Annotated in this window: 16 protein-coding genes and 2 pseudogenes; 10 read left to right on the top strand and 8 right to left on the bottom strand. The window is 61.5% G+C overall.

Features of this window, described 5'->3' with window-relative positions; genetic code table 11:
- Nucleotides 1-164 precede the first annotated feature (164 nt).
- Entirely contained in the window at nt 165-566 is a 402-nt protein-coding gene (locus tag ACREXZ_RS30200; RefSeq protein WP_431767798.1) for a DUF2471 family protein, read from the top strand.
- A 99-nt stretch (nt 567-665) separates the two neighbouring features.
- A complete protein-coding gene (locus ACREXZ_RS30195; protein WP_431767799.1) occupies nt 666-1,664 on the top strand; it encodes a tyrosine-type recombinase/integrase in 999 nt (332 codons plus the stop codon).
- 110 nt (nt 1,665-1,774) lie between these two features.
- Here the strand turns inward: ACREXZ_RS30195 and ACREXZ_RS30190 are convergent, their stop codons facing one another.
- Entirely contained in the window at nt 1,775-2,977 is a 1,203-nt protein-coding gene (locus tag ACREXZ_RS30190; protein ID WP_431767797.1) for a DNA-binding protein, read from the bottom strand.
- Between the two features lie 1,873 nt (nt 2,978-4,850).
- On the opposite strand from ACREXZ_RS30190, the gene ACREXZ_RS30185 reads away from it, so the two are divergent.
- Nucleotides 4,851-6,200, top strand: a complete 1,350-nt coding sequence (locus ACREXZ_RS30185; protein ID WP_431767796.1) for a replication initiation protein — start codon at nt 4,851-4,853, stop codon at nt 6,198-6,200.
- Between the two features lie 58 nt (nt 6,201-6,258).
- Here the strand turns inward: ACREXZ_RS30185 and ACREXZ_RS30180 are convergent.
- The 3 genes and pseudogenes from ACREXZ_RS30180 to parA all read right to left on the bottom strand — a co-directional run.
- A pseudogene (locus ACREXZ_RS30180) lies at nt 6,259-7,131 on the bottom strand (ParB/RepB/Spo0J family partition protein); the annotation flags it as partial.
- 101 nt (nt 7,132-7,232) lie between these two features.
- Nucleotides 7,233-7,341, bottom strand: a pseudogene (locus ACREXZ_RS30175) (ParB/RepB/Spo0J family partition protein); the annotation flags it as partial.
- A gap of 25 nt (nt 7,342-7,366) precedes the next feature.
- Entirely contained in the window at nt 7,367-8,029 is a 663-nt protein-coding gene (gene parA / locus ACREXZ_RS30170; RefSeq protein ID WP_431767795.1) for a ParA family partition ATPase, read from the bottom strand.
- A 484-nt stretch (nt 8,030-8,513) separates the two neighbouring features.
- Between parA and arsC the strand changes: the two genes are divergently transcribed.
- From arsC to ACREXZ_RS30155, 3 genes are all read left to right on the top strand, one after another.
- Nucleotides 8,514-8,873 carry an arsenate reductase (glutaredoxin) gene (gene arsC / locus ACREXZ_RS30165; protein WP_431767794.1) on the top strand — a complete coding sequence of 120 codons (360 nt, stop codon included), beginning with the start codon at nt 8,514-8,516 and terminating at the stop codon, nt 8,871-8,873.
- Between the two features lie 213 nt (nt 8,874-9,086).
- On the top strand, nt 9,087-10,463 hold the full coding sequence (locus tag ACREXZ_RS30160; RefSeq protein ID WP_431767793.1) for a gluconate:H+ symporter: 1,377 nt from the start codon (nt 9,087-9,089) through the stop codon (nt 10,461-10,463).
- A gap of 102 nt (nt 10,464-10,565) precedes the next feature.
- A complete protein-coding gene (locus ACREXZ_RS30155) occupies nt 10,566-10,856 on the top strand; it encodes a DUF1272 domain-containing protein (protein WP_431767792.1) in 291 nt (96 codons plus the stop codon).
- Nucleotides 10,857-10,878: 22 nt separating this feature from the next.
- Here the strand turns inward: ACREXZ_RS30155 and ACREXZ_RS30150 are convergent, their stop codons facing one another.
- On the bottom strand, nt 10,879-11,082 hold the full coding sequence (locus tag ACREXZ_RS30150; protein WP_431767791.1) for a zf-HC2 domain-containing protein: 204 nt from the start codon (nt 11,080-11,082) through the stop codon (nt 10,879-10,881).
- On the bottom strand, nt 11,069-11,677 hold the full coding sequence (locus ACREXZ_RS30145; RefSeq protein ID WP_431767790.1) for an RNA polymerase factor sigma-70: 609 nt from the start codon (nt 11,675-11,677) through the stop codon (nt 11,069-11,071). Before ACREXZ_RS30145 ends, ACREXZ_RS30150 begins: the two co-directional genes overlap by 14 nt.
- A gap of 731 nt (nt 11,678-12,408) precedes the next feature.
- Between ACREXZ_RS30145 and ACREXZ_RS30140 the strand changes: the two genes are divergently transcribed.
- Entirely contained in the window at nt 12,409-12,960 is a 552-nt protein-coding gene (locus ACREXZ_RS30140) for an NADPH-dependent FMN reductase (RefSeq protein ID WP_431767789.1), read from the top strand.
- A gap of 56 nt (nt 12,961-13,016) precedes the next feature.
- Here ACREXZ_RS30140 and ACREXZ_RS30135 read toward each other — a convergent pair whose 3' ends face one another.
- Nucleotides 13,017-13,958: a hypothetical protein gene (locus ACREXZ_RS30135; RefSeq protein WP_431767788.1), complete on the bottom strand. Its 942-nt coding sequence runs from the start codon at nt 13,956-13,958 to the stop codon at nt 13,017-13,019.
- A 237-nt stretch (nt 13,959-14,195) separates the two neighbouring features.
- The gene (locus tag ACREXZ_RS30130; protein ID WP_431767787.1) at nt 14,196-16,457 is read right to left on the bottom strand and encodes an ATP-binding protein; all 2,262 of its coding nucleotides are present in this window, start codon (nt 16,455-16,457) and stop codon (nt 14,196-14,198) included.
- 711 nt (nt 16,458-17,168) lie between these two features.
- Between ACREXZ_RS30130 and ACREXZ_RS30125 the strand changes: the two genes are divergently transcribed.
- The 3 genes from ACREXZ_RS30125 to ACREXZ_RS30115 form a co-directional block, all read left to right on the top strand.
- A complete protein-coding gene (locus ACREXZ_RS30125) occupies nt 17,169-17,537 on the top strand; it encodes a response regulator (protein WP_431767786.1) in 369 nt (122 codons plus the stop codon).
- Entirely contained in the window at nt 17,530-18,153 is a 624-nt protein-coding gene (locus ACREXZ_RS30120) for a chemotaxis protein CheC (RefSeq protein WP_431767785.1), read from the top strand. The genes ACREXZ_RS30125 and ACREXZ_RS30120 overlap by 8 nt, the downstream gene beginning before the upstream one ends.
- Nucleotides 18,150-18,303: PAS domain-containing protein (locus ACREXZ_RS30115; RefSeq protein WP_431763675.1), on the top strand; the 154-nt coding region annotated here is incomplete at its 3' end. The genes ACREXZ_RS30120 and ACREXZ_RS30115, both read left to right, overlap by 4 nt.

Below are 18,303 nucleotides of genomic sequence, written 5' to 3'. Positions count from 1 at the left end.
GCTCGCAGGCAAACCATTCTTCAAACTGGCTCCACGTCTGCGGATAGTCCTGCCCGGCAATCGGCGTATGCTGGTTCTCGCTCACGCCGCTATCATGGCTCAGGTGGAGCTAAATGGACAGCCCTTATATTTGTACAGTATATGCCCGACGACCGGAGCCCAATATGAACGACATCACCGATCACGACCTGGCCGCACGGCGCTTCCAGACCGCGGCGCGGGACCTCGAGCATATCGTCCGGCACGTCGCCGGGCGTTACATCGTGCGTGGCGTGCCGCTCACGTGGCGGCTGCTGCACGCGATCGAAGCGGAAGCGCTCGCCGATCTCGGGCTCGCGAGCCGGCACGACGAAGTCATGCTGAGCCTGTTTCAGCGGCCAGGCAACCTGCCTTATCCCGAAACCGACGATCCGGTGAACTTCGGTTCGTCGAATGCGCTGCCGGCCGTGTTCGCATTCGCCGTGTCGGCCTATGAAGAAGCGGAGCGCCGCGCGGCATCGCGGCGCGCGGCGGCGCAGAAGGCCGGATCGCCCGGCGCGAGACGCGGGCGGGCGTGGGGCGGTTAAGCGGCTGTGCAGCACGCCGGCACAACGGCCACCTCCTGGGAAGTCTCACCGCGAGCCAGCCCGTGTACCTACAATGACGCAACTAACTGGAATAGAGACATGTCTGCGTCCCATCCCTCGAACGACGATCTCTTTACGCAGGAGCGCGAAATCTGGCATCGCGATCCGCGCGCTGCGTTCGACGGATGGCTTGCCGCGCAACGCTTGCGACGGTCATCCGCCGACGTTTATCGAGCGCAGTGGGGAGCGTTCCTCGAGTGGGTCAATCTTCGCGGCAAAGATCTGATCTCCGTCGATACGACGACCATCGCAGAGTTCGCCGCCACGCTACCGGTTCGCAAACCCCAGCGTGTCAGATATCTACGGCTAATCGAACGGGTACTCGATCACGTTCGGAGGGTCGAACTCGCGTCGACCAATCCGGCGCGCTTCATTGCCCAGGACGGTGAAGCGCCATGGCGCGACGCGCCCGATAACGAACCCACCGGCTTTCTCAGTACGGAGGAACGGGCAGCGCTCGTCGCTCACCTGTTCTCATCGCTGGCGACGCTGTCCGCGGCGCAACGCTGGAGAGAGCGCCGGGACCGTGCGCTGACCGCACTGTTCCTCGGCGGAGGTTTGAAAACCGGTGAAGCAGCGACATTGGCGGTTAGTTGCGTCAATCCGGGCTCGCCGTGGGTAACGATCGAATCCCCGGATCCGCAACTCACGCGACGAACGCGGCTATCGCCGTTCGCCGTCCCCATCCTGGATGCGTGGCTAGCGGAGCGTCGATTGTCGGAAGCGGTGGGAACACTTGTCTTCCCTGCCTCGGTGGCCGGGCGACCGATGCACAAAGCCACGATGCTGCGCGCGGTCGACGCGCAGGTCGAAGCGTCAGGTATTGCGGACGCTCGGGCAGCGCGGGCGAGTCCGCACACGTTGCGCAATTCGTTCGCCGCGGATCTTTTCGAGAGCGGGGTGGCGCCTGAACTAGTCGGTCAATGGCTGGGGTTCATTCAACCGGTTTCGGCAAACCGGTTGCATCGCGCATGGAAGAAATGGGCGGAAAAGCAGGAATCGGAAGATCAAGGTGGCGGAGAGCCGGAAACGACGTAGCGGCTCGAGACTCCAGTCGCGAATGCGGTCGCTCTGAATCCGCTCCCGCAAACGCTCACTTTTCGGGTCCCGAATTTCCTCACCTTTCGCGCGAATGCCCGCTAAATCGCCTATGGCGAGACGTCGGCAGGCGACGAGATGAACCGGTTAACCACTTCAAGGCGAGATGCGCCCGGTCCGGACGTATGCTCGCACTCCGGGCAGGACAGTTCGTACCGGTGATCGATCTGTGAGAGTTCCGGCTCACCCTCGGAACACTTGGGGCAGTGGGTCGGGAGCACGACGTAGCCATCGGCAGTCGTCCCGAGCACAGCAAGCTCTTCTGCACTGAGACGCCCCGCCGACGCCAAGGCGCACAACAGGTTCGCCACGGCGGGATCGGTGCCTTGCTGCGCGCGTAGCTGCATCAATTCCTTCGTCAGCCCATCGAGTTCGTCGGACTGTTCGCGTAACTGCGCGTCGAGTCGATCCCCACGGGCTTTTGCAGCCGCCAGTTGCTGGATGAAGTCGAATTCCTTTCGACTCGCGTCCCTGATCCCGGACTGGTAAGTCGTCGACATGGTGCGCAATGAGTCGAGCTCGACGAGCATCGGCTTAACACGCCGTTCCGCTTCGGCGATCGCGTCCTTGATCTGCTGGGCGTAATGTTCGGTGTTTTGACGCATTTCAACATGAAGTGCGTCTATCCGGTCACGGAGCGTCGCGTTGGCCGCCTGTTCAGTTTCCAGTTTTTTGCGAAGTGTCTCGTTTTCCGCGTCCAGTCGGCGGACGGTGCCCTGTAAGCCATCATGGTGGGCGGCGCCTTGTGTGCTGACGGTCGCCAGTTCGGCTTCAAGAACACGGACACGTTCCCACGCGGCATCGGCACGGCCCTCGGCCCGTTCGACCGCGGCCTCGGAGGCTTCCTGCCGAATTTCCGTTTCGCGGATGGACTGTTCCGCAGTAGCGAGGTGGGTTTGAATTTCTTCGCGCTCGTTATCCAGTGCGACACGAGCGTGCGCTACGGCTTCATCGAACAACGCGGCCAGAAGTTCGCCGGCTCGGGTTTCCAGTCCTTCCGGAATGGCTCCGGTGCCTACGCGGATTTGGGCGGTTGTCCGGATACGCTCCCAGAACGTATCAATGTCCTTTGGGATGTCGCTTGCGCTTCCTGTCTGAGTTAGATCTCGAACGGCCGCCATGGATGGGCGAATGCCCAGATCGAAGAACAGTCGTTTGCAGGCATGGAGCGACAGGTCTTGCCGACGCGCTCCACTTTCCCGCATGCGCCTGAGCTCTTCACGGATCGATTGTCGTTCCTGGTCTGCTGTCATTGGGTCTTCCGAGAGTCTTCCGAGCCGGCAAAGTGGAGCAATAATAACAAATTACGTATTATTTGCTACTGATTGGGGAAGTATTCCTGTTACTGTTGGCGCTGGTCAAGTTGAGGGGTTACAAATCTCGACCAGAAGTCGGTGCAGCGGGCAGTTTCGTGAAACAAAATGAAGAAATCTGGCTATCTTGTTGGTTTTTAAATGGTTTTCTGATTTTCTTCTGCTTTGTCACTGTTTCACGGAACGGGTCTCTAGTTTTTTCTTCCCTGAACGCTGCTTTGTTCTTGAGAGTAGTAAAAGTAAACACCCTTGAACCTTGTTAAAAACGTTAACGCCACGGCAAACCCTTACTGGATAAGGCTTTGCGAGATCAAAGGTGATGCTTTACAGGAGTGATGGTGAGTCCGTCCGGGGACCAGGAGTGATGGGATTCGGGGCGACAAGTGAGCCTCTCCGGGTACCGAGGTGAGCGGGTTCAGGGGCGCGTTGCCACCGCGAGTTTGCGAACGGTGAGTGATTTCGGGACCAGACGTCGCCGTTAGCCTTTAGCTGCTTCGTTGCTGGTCGAGCCGGCTTTGGACGGTAGGTGAGCTTTTTCGGGAGGTGGTTATGGGCTCTTTTGTGGCATCGATTCAGGGTGTTTCGCAGCCTGGGTGAGATTCTCCGGGAGAAATCGGACGTCGAAGGTGAGCGTATTCGGGTTGAACCTGCCTTGCAGGCCCGAAATCACGGCCTTCTGCCGGTTTAGGTGAGCTTTTTCGGGAGTGTTTGGCGCGGTGGGTACTTCTTGCGTATCGAATGACCTCCTCATTCGCGATGCCGCCACCGGATAGGTGAGTAAATTCGGGATCACAAGCTCGTAGCACGATGGATCTCCGGACCATGGCCTGAATCTCTGAAGTGAGGCTTTTCGGGACCTCATTCCGACGCCACCGAGGGGTACGGTGAGTCAATACGGGATCAAGTTTGCGATTACTTACCGCGAAAGCTTGTCAATCAGCCATCGGTGATGGCTAGAGTACGGCGTTCTCAATTCTCAAGGTGAGGCTTTGCAGGAGCTGTGCTCGATGGCCTGGCGGGAGCCGCATTACACCCTATGGTGAGAATTTACGGGATCATCCGAGTTCATATCGAGCATCGGTTTTGCGGCATAAGTCCCGGAAATGGCTAGGTATTTTTTTCGCCCTGCTGGAAGGTGAGGTTTTTCGGGAGCGGTGAGGTGTGGGTATGCAGCATTCGGCGGGAGGCTTAAAGGTGAGCGTTTTCGGGACCTTTGCAAGGCCAGTAGTCGTTGAAGGGCCGCTTATCCTTTGTCTCACGGGACGTCTGCCGTTGTTGAGGTGAGGGTTTGCGGGACCCACTCCGCCGGATGCGTCGTTGAACCTGAGTGCCTGGCGTGCCGACGATCAAGTCATCTCCGATCTCGAGGAACCCTCCAGAGGCGTTTTTGCGGTGCTTTCCGAAAGAACATGGCAAATTCTCCTTGCTGGTGCGCTCTAGCGCGTACCAGCCGATGAGGATGCAATTTTTTGCTCCCGACAATCTTGATTACCCGGGCCACAGGCATCGCAAATAATCGAGTACAGCTCGCCGTGGCTCGTCGCAGAATTACGACAGATCGTGAGGTGAGCCGTTACGGGACGATTCAGATCCCCTGGCGATTGCTGCCAAAAATACGCGTTCGGTCAAACTGTCGATCTATCAAGGAAGCCAGCAAAGCCACGAATTTCCTGAAGGTGAGGACTTTCGGGAGCCTCACGAGGTGAGCGGCGACTTGCAGCAGCACTTCACCAGAAATGGTGAGATCGACCCTATAGACGCCCATCACCCCAGCCGGTATTCTTTCGCAAAACCCTCTTCCTCGACCCGACTCATGGCCACGAAGCGCGCGAAGAAAACCGATGTGGTGAGCCCGAGTTCCGCTGAACTCCGCAAAGCCGTCGAGGCGATCGCCATCCAGCCGAAAAGTGGCAAGATCACGCTACTGACGCGCAAGCTCTTCAACGTACTGCTTGCGGTCGCCCAGCAGGCGGACGATTCGGGCGATACCTACCGGGCGCTGCTCTCCGATATCGTGGCGAACTCGGCGTTCGATTCGAACGACACCGCTCTCGTCAAAGAGCATCTGCGCCGCATGGTCTCGGTGCAGGTCGAATGGAGCACGGGCACGTCGAGCCAGAAGCCTGGCCGCAAATGGGGGATTTCCACCCTCATCGCCGACGCCGAAATCCTCGAGGACCCCGCCACGCGCCGGGTATGGGTTGAATTCTCATTTGCACCGAAGATCAAGAAGAAGCTGCTCGACCCCGTCCAGTATGCGCGGCTAAGCCTTCAGTTCCAGAGTCAGTTACGCAGTAGCGCCGGCCTTGCGCTTTACGAGATATGCGTTCGCTATCTGACCAACCCCAGTCATCTGACGATGCGCGAGTCGTGGGAATGGTGGCGCCCGATCCTCTCCGGAACCCCGGATACCGAAGCTGGCGACGAAGCCAAGCGGGAATACAAATATTTCAAGCGCGACTATTTGCGACCGGCGATCGCCGAGGTGAACGCTGTCACGAACATCTTTGTCGAGTTGATCGAGCACCGCGAGGGGCGTCGGGTGGCCGAGATCCAGTTCCGGGTCACCGAGCGCAAGCAGCCCATGCTCGCGCTCGACGAGCATCCGAACGTATTCGACAGTACGCTCGTCGACCGGATGGTCAAGATCGGTATTCCGCTGAAGGAAGCGCAGACGCTCTACGCCGACAGTGAAGAGAACCGGATTCGTGCCGCACTGCAAATGACCGAGCAACGCATGCGCAGTACCACGCTGCCGCCAGTGCGCAGCGCGCCAGCACTGTTCAAGGACGCGTTGAAGAAGGGCTATGCGCCGCCAGTCGAGGAGCTGCAGGCGACGGCGAGCGGCAAGACTCTGGCGGGCGTGCCGGCGAGCGATCTGAAGGCGCGTCTTCTTGGCGAATATTCGGCTCATCGCCGAAAAGAGGCCCATGCGCTTTACGACGAACAGGGCGAAACCGAACGTGAGCTCGCGCGGCAGTCTTTTGAAGAAGACGAATTGCCGACGCTGGGCGGCCACATGCGCGACGACTGGCGCCGGCGGGGCCTCGAGTCGAAGCTCGGCGAGACAGCGTTTTTTGACTGGTTGGCGCGCCGGACGTGGGGTGAGCCGACCGACGGCGATCTTCTCTCGTTCACGCTGAGTCAGTCCCGCGCGGCCTGAGGTGACTGGCCCCGGCAGCGTGTCGTATCGCTGCCGGCAGCACCGTGGTCTTCGTCGCTCAGGCTTTCTTCGATTGAAGAATCTGCTCGATCTGTTTGAGGATATCGTCGCGTTTTTCTCTCGATAGCCCACGCAGCTTGAGCTCAAGGCGGTCATCCCCGTACGACTTCAGGTCGCCTACCGAAATGCCCTCCATCTTGATCTCGAGCCGCTGCGCGTAGCGTTGGCGTCCTGCGGGTTTCGTGCTCTCGTGCGTACTGGCCCTGCCCTTCACGATATCCGCAACCTGCCGCGTGCTCAGATCATCCGACAGGATCTTGTTGATCAGGCGAAGCGTCGAATCGACTCCACGCGCCGAATGGTAGCGACCAACCTGATAAGCCATGTTCGAACCGAACCGGTCGGTTCTCACAACCATTTCGTGCATGACAGCTTCCGGCAGCTTGGCAATCGAGAGCGCCACGGCTACCGTCGATTCATCCAGGCCCAGATGTTCGGCCAGTTCTTTTTGACTTTGAAAATGTCCGTCGTCCAGAAAACGCTTCCAGACGACTGCGTTATCGAAGACCGTCTGTGAATCACGCTGAACGTTGAGGTCGTAGCCGAGTTTGTAGCTCTCGATGCCGATAGGCAAATCGACGACGATGGCCTTGACCGTTTCCCTGTTTGCTTCCTTAAGTGCACGTACCCGGCGTCCGCCGTCGCTGACGAAGTAGCTGTCGGGATTGTCGTAGTCGGGAATGACGTGAATGGCTTGCTGCTGTCCCTGTTTCGCGAGATTGACCGCGAGCTCCGCGATCGAGGATTTCAGGTAGAAATGCCGCGGATTGAAAGGGCTCGGCTTGATCGCCTTCAACGACAGATCGATAACCTGTCCTGGCCGATAACCATGTTCGATACGCCATGCACGATAGGCCGGCGATTCGTTCGCCGTTTCGACCGATTCGGCTTCGTTCGATGCGATCGAGACGACGGGGCTCACTGCCGGTTGGCTGGACCGTCCAGCAACCTCCCGGGTTTTCGTGGAATCCTGCTGCACGAGACCGTCGATCGCATTGAGTCGGTCGAGAGCCGTTCGTTTTTCGCTGCTCGTCGAATCCGGACGCGCCTGAAAGCCTTTAGCGAGTTGAGAGGGTTTCATTCAGGGTCCTTTATGCGCATAAATGTCAGGGGAGCAACGCAGCGATTTCGTCTGCGCACGCGCGAATTTCAAGACTGGCGAGCTTTGCGCCGCGATCGTTCATCTGCAGGACGGTTTGACCGAGCGCCATCGCCTGCTTATAGGCTTCGCGAGTTGGGATCTGCGTTTTGAGCAGCGGAAAGCCGAGTTCTTCCAGGGCGCGCTTCAGTTCGCGCGTGAGCATCCGTTTTTCTTCGGTCTTGTTCAGCAGGAAGACGGCACGAAGATCCTCGTTCATCACCTGCGCTTGCTGGATCAGTTTGACGAGACCGACGCTTGACCAATAGTCTGCGGGCGACGAGGAGGTTGGAATAATCGCGATCGTGGCTGCTAAAAGCACGACGCCCGAAACCTTCTCCGTGATCGACGGAGGGCAGTCGACCACGATCAGATCGTAATCCCCGATGAATTTCTTGATTTCCCGATGGATCTGCGCGCCAGCTTCGGACAGGTTGACGACAGGGAATGGAATGCCGGATTCACCGTCTGACGACGCGCTTGCCCAATGCACGAGGGTATTTTGTCCGTCCGCATCGACGACCAGCACGCGCTTGCCCTTTTCGTGGAACGCTGCCCCAAGGTGCATCGCAATCGTGCTCTTCCCGACCCCGCCTTTTTGTTGAGTTACTGCAATGATTTCGGCTGCCAATCGCCACCCCCTCTTCTAGAAGTTGATGAATTCTACCTTGTGAGTATTTGATTTCAATGACTTTCGTCGTATTCGCACGACGGATCGATAGATCGAGGGCGTTTTATGCGCATAAAGCTGCCGGCGAACGTCTCTGAGTGAGTCTCGACGATTTTTCGCGGCAGGTGGAGTCGGCTCATCGGGATAGCCCGTTGAGCATTCATTTGCGAACAGCCTGCGCCAAGCCTGCCTTATGCGCATAAACCGGTCAGCCGACAGTCTGCGCGACCGCAGGCGTAGGATTCGCGCACCTCACAGCCCGGGCGTGCGATGTACACCAGGGATACCCAAAACGAGCGCGTCAATTTTTTATTTGAATTATTGAGAGAGAAGCGCGAAAACATCCATCGTGATGGGTCACTGAAACCCCAACCCAACGAAGCAAACCTTAAAATCACAACAAGAAATCTGTCATCGCCCATCCTCACCGGAACCCCGCCTCCCGATGATCACCGTCTATCACAACCCACGCTGCTCGAAGTCGAGGAGCGCTTGCGAATTGATCGCGAGCACATTCAACACGGCAGGTGAACCCGTCGAAATCATCGAATACCTGAAACATCCGCTGACCGTGAGCCGCCTCAAGGAACTCGCCGGGATGATCGGTTGCGGGCCGCGTGGTTTGCTACGGGAGACCGAAGACGAATACAGGGATCTGCGGCTTGCCGATCTCGCATTGACCGACGACCAGATCTATCAGGCGATAGCCGACCATCCGGTCTTGATGCAGCGTCCGATCGTCGTGCGTGATGGGCGCGCTGTAATCGGGCGACCTCCGGAAAACATCAAAGCCTTATTCGACTAATCAAAAGTAGAGCGCAAAGCAGGGCTTCGGTCTTTCCACGCAGTTACATCACGGAACAAAAACAAAACCTCGGAAGCCGCGCGTACGCCGCCGAATCGCAACGCGTTTCACTGCGCGCAACGCCCCGAGCCCGCTACAATCTGCGGCGACCGTATTCAAGCGGCATTACCCAGGCGGCCCGCGTTCGCCACACGTCAACAACAAAGGGACACCGTGCATCTAACGACTTCTCTCGCCTCGTGGTCGCCCCACGACACCCGTCTGATTCTCTCGTGCGTGCTGGGGCTCGCGCTGATCATCGTCTTCATCAGCGTGTTGAAACTCGCGCCGTTCCTGTCGATTCTGGTCGGAACGTTCGCCGCGGGTTTCGCGGCCGGGCTGCCGCTCGAAGCGGTCGCGGGCGCGTTCAGCAAAGGGGCGGGCGCGCTGCTCGGCGACGTCGGCATCATCATCGCGCTCGGGGCGATGCTCGGCGCGTTGATGGCCGAGTCGGGCGCAGCCGACCGGCTCGTCTCTACCATCCTCGATCATTCGACGCCGCGTCTGCTGCCCTGGATGATGGCGCTCGTCGCGATCATCGTTGGGTTGCCGCTGTTTTTCGAAGTCGGTCTCGTGATGATGGTGCCGATCATCTTCGTGATGGCACGCCGTTCGCAGCAGCCGATTCTTCGGATCGCAATCCCCGCGCTCGCCGGCATGACGACGCTGCACGCGTTGCTGCCACCGCATCCGGGCCCATTGATCGCCGTGAGCGCACTGCACGCCGATCTCGGTATCACGCTCGGGCTGGGTCTCATCGTCGCGGTGCCGGCCGTCGTGCTCGCCGGGCCGGTGTATGGCATCTGGCTGTCGAAGCGGATGCACGTCACCGAGCCGGAAGAAATGGGCAAGCTCTTCACTGCCAAAGCGACGGACGGCACTTTGCCGGGATTTCTGATCTCGCTGATCACGATCCTGTTGCCGGTCGTGCTGATGCTTGGTCGCACCGTCGCGAAGCTGCTGCTCACGCCGGACACGCTGTTGTTCGACGCGCTCAACTTTCTCGGCGAGCCGCTGGTCGCGCTCGGTCTGACCGTGCTGTTCGCGATCGTCGCACTCGGGTGGTCGCGCGGAATGGCGCGCGATCGTGTCGGCGGGATCCTGCGTAAAAGCCTGCCGCCGATCGCCGCGCTGCTGCTGACGATCGGTGCCGGCGGCGGCCTCAAGCAGGCGCTCGTCGTCGCGGGCATCAGCACGACGGTCGGCAAGATCGCGGTGGGCTCGCATATGCCGTTGATCCTGCTTGCGTGGCTGATCGCCGTTGCACTGCGGCAGGCCACCGGCTCGGCGACCGTCGCAACGACGACGACCGCAGGCATCGTCGCGCCCGTGGTCGCGGGACTGAGCGCGACGCACAATTCGCTGATGGCGCTCGCGATCGGCGCCGGCTCGGTGTTCTTCTGCCACGTGAACGACGCGGGCTTCTGGATGGTGCGCGAGTATTTCGGCCTGCAGCTGAAGCAGACGGTCCTGGTGTGGTCCGTCCTGCAAACTATCGTTTCGGTTGTCGGGCTCGCGTTGACGCTCGTGCTGTGGGGCGTGCTGATCTGACGCGACGGTACGGCAGTAATTGAACGCACGATGGCACGGTCCGTCTGCGGGCGCGTTCTACACTAAGCCCCGCCACCCGCCGATAGAAGGAAGGAGTACACGATGCTGGAACTGAGACCGTCCTGCGAAGAATGCGGCAAGGCGCTGCCGCCGAACGCGTCTGACGCGATGATCTGCAGCTACGAATGCACGTTTTGCGAAGCCTGCGTATCGAACGTTCTACGCGACGTGTGCCCGAATTGCGGCGGCAACTTCCAGCATCGGCCGATCCGCCCGCGCGCGATGCTCGCGAAACATCCCGCGTCGACGGAGCCGCATCCGGCAGGCGTCAACGCCGAGGCGCATGCAGCGTTTAGCACACGCTACCGTGACATTCCGCCTGGCGAGCGCTAACTTCGGGACGCAGCGCCGCCCATCAGTCGTTCGAACCCGTCGCGCCCGAACCGGCGATCCCGCTCGCTTCGTGCGCGGCCGCACGCAGCAGTGCGATGTGCTTCCGGTAGTTGCGGCAGCCGCTGCACATCGGCAGATGGACGCGCACCGCGAGCCATTCGCCGGCGCTCAACGGCCGGTCTAGCGCGTCGGACAACAGCCGCGTGATGTTCTTACATTTCCCCATGGGCGTCCTCGCTGGAGAGGCCTTTTTCGGTCAGGCAGGTGCGCAATCGCAGACGCGCACGATAAATCAGCACGCTGCAGTGGTTCGCGGTCATCTCGAGCTCCTTGCAGATCTCGGTGGTATCGAGATCGAGAAACTCGCGCATCATGAAAACGCGCCCGATGTGCTCGGGCAGATGATCGAGGCACATCTCGAACAGCGTCCAGAACTGCTGCTGACGCAATGCGGTTTCGGGCGTCGGCCACGGGCGCGGTTTCGTTTCGCGCGACCAGTGGCCGTTTTCCTTGAACAGCTCGCGGTCGAGTAGCGCTTCGCCGTCCAGTTCCGTTTCGAGCGCCGACAGATTGATCGTCCGGCGCCGCACGCGCAGCGTGTCGACCAGCTTGTGACGCAGGATCCCAAACACCCATGTCTTGTGCTCCGATTGCGCGGCGAACCGGTCCGCCTGTACCCATGCCGCGGTGAGTGCTTCCTGAACCGCGTCTTCGGCCGCGGCGGCATCGCGCAGCTGCAGCCGCGCGAAACGGAACAGGTCGCGCCGCAACTGGCTCAGATACGCCGGGTCGTCGAATGCCGGCTGGGCGGCGGCCGTCATGCGAGCTTCGCCAGAAGATGGCAGCCCGACGACGGCTCCGAGCTACCGTCGATATGCCCATGCGGGCGTCCTGCGAATTCGATCGTGTTCATGTGTGGGTGAGTTGAGCCCGTCTTGGGTCCGTCACCCATTTTCCCGCACGTTGGCGCCGCCGCCTACCGCAATCGAACGGAATCGGCGCGACGCGTTCGCACGCATGCTTACACGGTTAGTCGCGCGACACGCGTTTTGATGACAGAGCCATTACGTTTTTCTGCACGAGTGCCCGTCGCGCCGTCCGCGGTCGGACGAGCATCCGGTCAGGACGACTTCCCGCTGCCGTCGATACCGCTGCCGGTCCGCCAGACCTGTTTGTCTTTTTCGGACAGCTGGCTGGCGCTGTGTTGTCCACCGCCATGTCGCCGCCCGGCTGCTCCGGAGCTTTCTGTTTCCGCTACGTGCGCGCCGCGATAGCTTCGTCGTGCGATTTGCCTGCGTGGTCGGATGTCATCGTGATCCTCCATAGTCCGAAATCCACTGATGCGGACCCGTGGAGGCCGGAGCCTGGCTTGATGGACAAGGACCGGCCATGACTTATCCACAAGGTTATTCAGCAAAACTGTGGATATCTTTTGCGACCGCGGGGTTATCCACCGGCGCGCCGCGATAGCTTTTCGAAAGCTGCCCGGTACGCCGGTTATGATGTGAAACCCCATTTCCGCGCTCCGCGCGCTTCAATATAAGGAACGATCATGACCCGCCACATTGCGGTTATCGTCGGCAGCCTGCGCCGCGATTCGACCAACCGGCAGCTCGCGAATGCGCTGATATCGCTGGCGCCCGAAGGTTTTTCGTTCGATATCGTGGATATCGGCTCCCTCCCGCTCTACAGCCAGGATTACGACGCTGATTTCCCCGAAGTCGCGCGGCAGTTCAAGCAGCGCATCGAGGCGGCCAACGGACTGCTGTTCGTCACGCCGGAGTACAACCGCTCGGTGCCCGGCGTGCTGAAGAACGCGCTCGACTGGGGCTCGCGTCCATGGGGCAAGAGCGTATGGGGCGGCAAGCCCGGTGCGGTGATCGGTACGTCGCCGGGCGCGGCCGGCACCGCGCTGTCGCAGCAGCATCTGCGCAACATACTCGCGTATCTCGACGTGCCGACGCTCGGGCAGCCGGAGATGTTCATCAAATACGACCCGTCGCGTATCGACGAAACCGGCAAGATCGTCAACGACGACACCCGCAAATTCCTGCAGGCATTCATCGACCGCTACGTCGGGTGGGTGGAGCGGCACAGAGAGTAAGCGAGTAAGCGAGTAAGCGGTAACGAGACACGAAGCGGCCTCCCGCCGCTTCGCGTTCACACGTGGTGATGGCCGGTGACGCGTTCCCAGCCGTGACGCACCGCGACCTTGAAGCGCTCCCAGCTGTTCGCGTCGCTGGATTCCCAATCGAGCCGCGCTTCAGGCTCGAACTCGTCCCACGATCGGTCGCGAAAACGCGCGTCGCGTGCGAGCGTCGCGCCGTAGCGGTACGCCGGCACGTAGTCCTCGTAGCGCGCGTTTTCGCTCGCGTACTGCTCGTCGTAGTGGCTGCGAAAATCCTCTTCGTATTCCATGAACTCGTCGGGCGTGCGCACGGGAGGCGGTACTGCATTGCGCATCGCGGCGGGTCGCGACTGGCCGCCCGTTTCCGTTTCAGCCAGGTCAGGACGCAGCACCGCACCGGAGCCCGGCGCAGCGCCCGCGGCGATCGCGCTTGCGGCTGCATCGTCGGTGGACGGTGCGTGCGGCAGCGGCTCATCGCCCCCGGGCGTCAGACCCGCCTGGTGAACCGACGGTGCCGCACCCATGCCAGCAGCTATTCCACCGATCCCACCGATTCCCAACTCATCGAGCACCGAGTGCTCGCGCCCCGCATCCGGATCCGCGAGCGATGCCTCCCAGCCGGGCGCCCGCTCACCGACATCGACCGCGCCGAGCTTCGTCAGCGTCTTGCTCGCGAGTTCCGCGTGCGATTCGCTGGCCGCGTTCACACACACGAGCACCGCACCGCGCCGTATGGCGTCGGTGTAACGCTGCGCGTTATCGGCACGCGAGCCCGACGCGAACAGGCTCGACAGAAAGCGCTCGATGTTCGCCAGCACGCTCGCACCGCTGGAAACACCGGGTTCGCCCGCCGCAGGTTCGGGGTTGGCCTGCAGTTCGACGTCGGTATGAGCGAAGCCCGTCCGCACGAGCGTGTCGCGTGCACTTTCCGCTTCGGCGTAGTTGTCGAACAGGCCGATCACTGTATGTCTCATGGCTGTCTCCCGGCAGTGAAATGCGGAGGCGCGACAGACGGCGCTTCCTTCCTGCCTGGTCCGCAAGCATCGTGCCGGTCGCATGGGTTCGCGCCCGCTGCGCCCGTGGGCCGGGCGCAGCGAGCCAGATCGACAGGGCCGGGAAAAACAGGGCAGCAAGTGCCAGACGCAATTTTTACAATGAATGCGCGCTGGGTGGTCCGGCCGTCGGCTTCACGTCTCAGGGGGTGTGCGCGTTTACGTCTCCGGATGCGCGTGCGCGAGATCGCGCTGGATCGTCTGAAGGATCTGGCCGAGCAGCGCGATATCGAATGGCTTCGACAGCACGCGCACGTCGACGTGACGCGCGCGATCGAGCTCTTCCGCGTAGCCGGTGACGAGAATCACCGGCAGCTTCGGTTCGAACGCCTGGACCGCTTCGGCGAGATCGATGCCGTTCATCGTGCCGGGCATATGGACGTCGGAGATCACGAGATCGAACGGCAATGGCTCGCCGGTGCGCGCCTGTTCTGCATGCGCGTCGTCGAACAGGCGCAGCGCGGTGTCGGCGTTGAACACCCACGTGACCTGGTGGCCCATCATCTGCAGCAGCGCTTCGGTGCCGGCCGCCACTTCGTCGTTGTCTTCGACGAGCAGGATGCGCAGACCATGTGGCGTCCCAGTCGTTTCGGTCGGCGTTTCGCCCGGACCTTCGAGCACAGGCGCGGCAGCGGCGCGCGGCAGATACAGCCGCACCGACGTCCCGGCGCCGATCGCGCTGTCGATCGCGGCGAGCCCGCCCGACCGTTCGCAGAACGCGAACACCTGCGGCAGACCGAGGCCCGTGCCCATGCCCTTCGGCTTGGTCGTATAGAGCGGTTCGAACGCGCGCGCGAGCACGTCAGGCGGCATGCCGACACCCGTGTCCTCGAGCGATAGCTGGACGAAATCGCCGATCAACGGGAAGCCGTCCTCATGGCGAAAGCTGATGTTCGCTGCGCGTACCGTGAAGCGGCCGCCATTCGGCGTCGCATCGCGCGCGTTCACCGCGATGTTGATCAGCGCGAGTTCGAGTTCCGCGACGTCGACCCGCATCGGCCACACGTCGACGCCGATGTCCATCACGAGCGACACCTTGGCGCCGAGCGACGCGCGCAGCAGTTCGCGGCACGACGGCAGCCAGCGCTCGATGGCCAGCGTTTCGTTGTGCAGCGGCTGCTTGCGCGCGACGCCGAGCAGTTGCCGCGTCAGCGACTGGCCGCTCCTCAGCGCACGCTCGACCGCCGACAGTTCGCGCTCGAGCCCCTGCACGCCGCGACGACGGACGATCTGCACGTTTGTCGAGACGATCATCAGCAGGTTGTTGAAGTCGTGCGCGACGCTGCCGACGAGATTGCCGAGCGCTTCCATCTTGCGCGACTGCCGGTACGCGGATTCGATCGAGCGCCGCATCGACGCTTCCGCCTGCCAGCGCTCCCACGCCTCCTCTTCGGCGGCGAGGCGCTTCAGCGACAGCCAGATCACGCACCACAGCACGATCGACGGCGTGAACATCGACAGGATCAGCACGCTCAGATGCCGGTACCACGCGGCCCAGATCGCCGACGTGCGATAGCCGCACGATACGTACACCGGATACGAGCCGACGCGCCGAAACGCGAGAATCAGGTTGTCGCCGTCGACCGTAGAGCGGGCGCGCACGACGCCCGCGCGGCGGCCTTCGGCGAGCGCTTCGGCGAACGGCGAGCGCGCTTCCACCTCGACGGGCTGGTGCAACTGCGGTGGGTAGTGCGCGAGGATCGCGCCGTCGCTGCGCAACAGGGACATCGTCATCGGCGAGTCGTTGCCGCCGAGCAGCTCGCGATAGAACGCGCTGAAGTAGCTGGGCCGCAGCGCCACCGAAACGACGCCGGCAAACGCACCGTTTTCGTCGCGGCGCACGACGCCCGTGTTGAACACCAGCTCGCCCGCGACATTACCGAGCATCACCTTCGACACGTGGTCGATCACCCGGCCAGCGCGAATGCCGGTGAAGTCCTCGCGATCGACGATCGAGACCGGCGGCGACGGATAGTAGCGGCTGCTGGCGAGCAGCGTGCCGTTGCTGCCGAAGATCGACACCGCGGCGACCTGCGGATAGCCGCCGCCCATCACGCGCAGCTTGTCGTGGATCACGGATTCGGCGGAGCGGATGCCGTTGTCGTCGAGATCCTGCACGAAGTCGACCACCCGCGCGTCGAGCGCTTCGTTCATGTCGAACACTTTCAGCGCGTGCTCTTCGGCGACGCGCACGGTGCGCAGCGTGATGTCGGTCGCGTCGGCTTCGCGCGCGTGCAGATCGCCGATCGCCATCGCCACGACGTACACGCATGGAAATATGACGGCCGCGACGAGCAGCGCGATCAGCGTCATGCGCCGGACGGCGAAATTGTGTTCGGGTACCGCCGGAAACGGGGCGTCGTCCTGTAGCGCAGGCGAAAAATGGCTCGGAGGAGGCGGTTCGGGCCGTTCAGGTGTCATCGTAGGTACCGCTGGAATTCGACAGAATTATGGCTGGATCTCATGTTAAGGCAACGACGGCGATATTCCAGCCGAAGCGTGCTGGTCAGCGCTGACCATTGCGCGCGAGGGGACCATTGCCACCGGATCGCGGCGACAAAAACAGCGACGAATCCGGAAGCGCAAACGTACACAAAAGTATAAACGACGACATTTACGCGATAGTCTAATTTAAATATTTCCTGGATAGACAATAATAAAGTCGTTTCCGTTCGTAGAAAGTTATTGGCGAGTTGCCTTTCCGCGCGTTTGCTTTGAAAATCTCTGCCACTCATAAAACAAAGCGTCCGCTACGTTCGGACGACTTTTGCCGCGAGGGCGCCGGACACCGCACGCACGTTGGCGTGACGCAGGGGCATTCGCGGAACCGCGCGCGGCGACAAGGACATGCAACGACCGTATTGCTGCGCAGAACCACCTACGGGGTAGGCTTCGAACATGCAGGTCATTGCCGTCGTCCATCGCACGCGCGTTTCACGCGCCGTGCGCCAGCAGCGCCATCAGTGCGCGCGCTCATCCGCGGCAGCATCGCTTGCTCTCCGCTGCAAACACCATTCCCGCGCAGACGTATCGGTTTTTCGTGCGCCGTTCCTTTAACGGCCGTTAAAGAAACGCCTGCCGACGTCGCTCACGCCCACGAACCCATTCCGTACTCGATCTGCCGCCCAGCCCATGTCTTTGCCCATTGTGATCGCCGACGATTCGCTGCTTGCCCGCAAGGTGCTCACGAGGGCACTGCCGCCGGAGTGGGACGTCGACATCGCCTACGCGACTAACGGCCGCGAAGCACTCGCGCTGTATCGCGAAGGCAAGGCGTCGGTGATGTTTCTCGATCTGACGATGCCCGACATGACCGGCTATCAGGTGCTCGAGGCGTTGCAGCACGAAGACCTGAACACGTTCGTGATCGTCGTGTCCGCCGACGTCCAGCCGATGGCGCAGGCACGCGTGCGTGCGCTCGGCGCGGCCGCGTTCATCGCGAAGCCGGTGACCCCCGAGGCGGTACTGCCCATCCTCAAGGAGTATGGGTTGTATGTCTGAGCCAGTCCTCACCGAAGATCAGCGCGATGCGCTGCAGGAGGTCGCCAATCTGGCGATGGGTCAGGCCGCGACGCGTCTCGCGCTGTTGCTCGATACGTTCATCGAACTGTCGGTGCCGCGCGTGCGTGTGGTCGCCGTGAGCGAGGCCGCCGACGCGCTGCGCGAGATGACGGGCATCGAGGAGCCGGTCTCCGCGGTGCGCCAGGGCTTCCGCTCGGACATCAAGGGCGAGGCGCTGGTGCTGTGCCGCAGCGGCAGCGTCGAGCAGCTGTGCGATCTCGTCAACGATCCGTACGCGCGCTCGGCATACGAGGCGACGACCCAGCAGGAACTGATCTTCGACGTGGCGAACGCGCTGACCGGCGCATGCGTGTCGTGCATTCTCGACCAGCTTGGCCGCACGCCGGTGTTCTCCGCGCCCGGCATGCTGGGCGAGTCGCTGATGCTCGACGAGGTGTTCCAGCCAGGCGTGCTCGCGTGGGAAGTCGCGTTGCTGGTTGAAGTGAATTTCGCGCTCGAAGACCAGAGTTTTCGCGCCCATCTGGTCATCCTGATGGCCGAGGACTCGATCCGCCATATGAATCGCGCGCTCGACGCGCTGTTGTCCAGCCTATGAACGTTTCTGCCGCTTCTTTGAGTGATCTCGTCGTCGAGCGCGTCGGCTTCGGTATTTTCGTGGTCGACCGCGACGCGAAGGTGCTGATGTGGAACCGCTTCATGCAGGATCACAGCGGCCTGCCTGCCGAACAGGTGGTCGGCCATTCGA

Origin of the sequence: Paraburkholderia sp., from assembly GCF_050742655.1 — a bacterium.
Taxonomy (GTDB): domain Bacteria; phylum Pseudomonadota; class Gammaproteobacteria; order Burkholderiales; family Burkholderiaceae; genus Paraburkholderia.
This window is presented reverse-complemented; position numbering and strand designations above follow the sequence as displayed.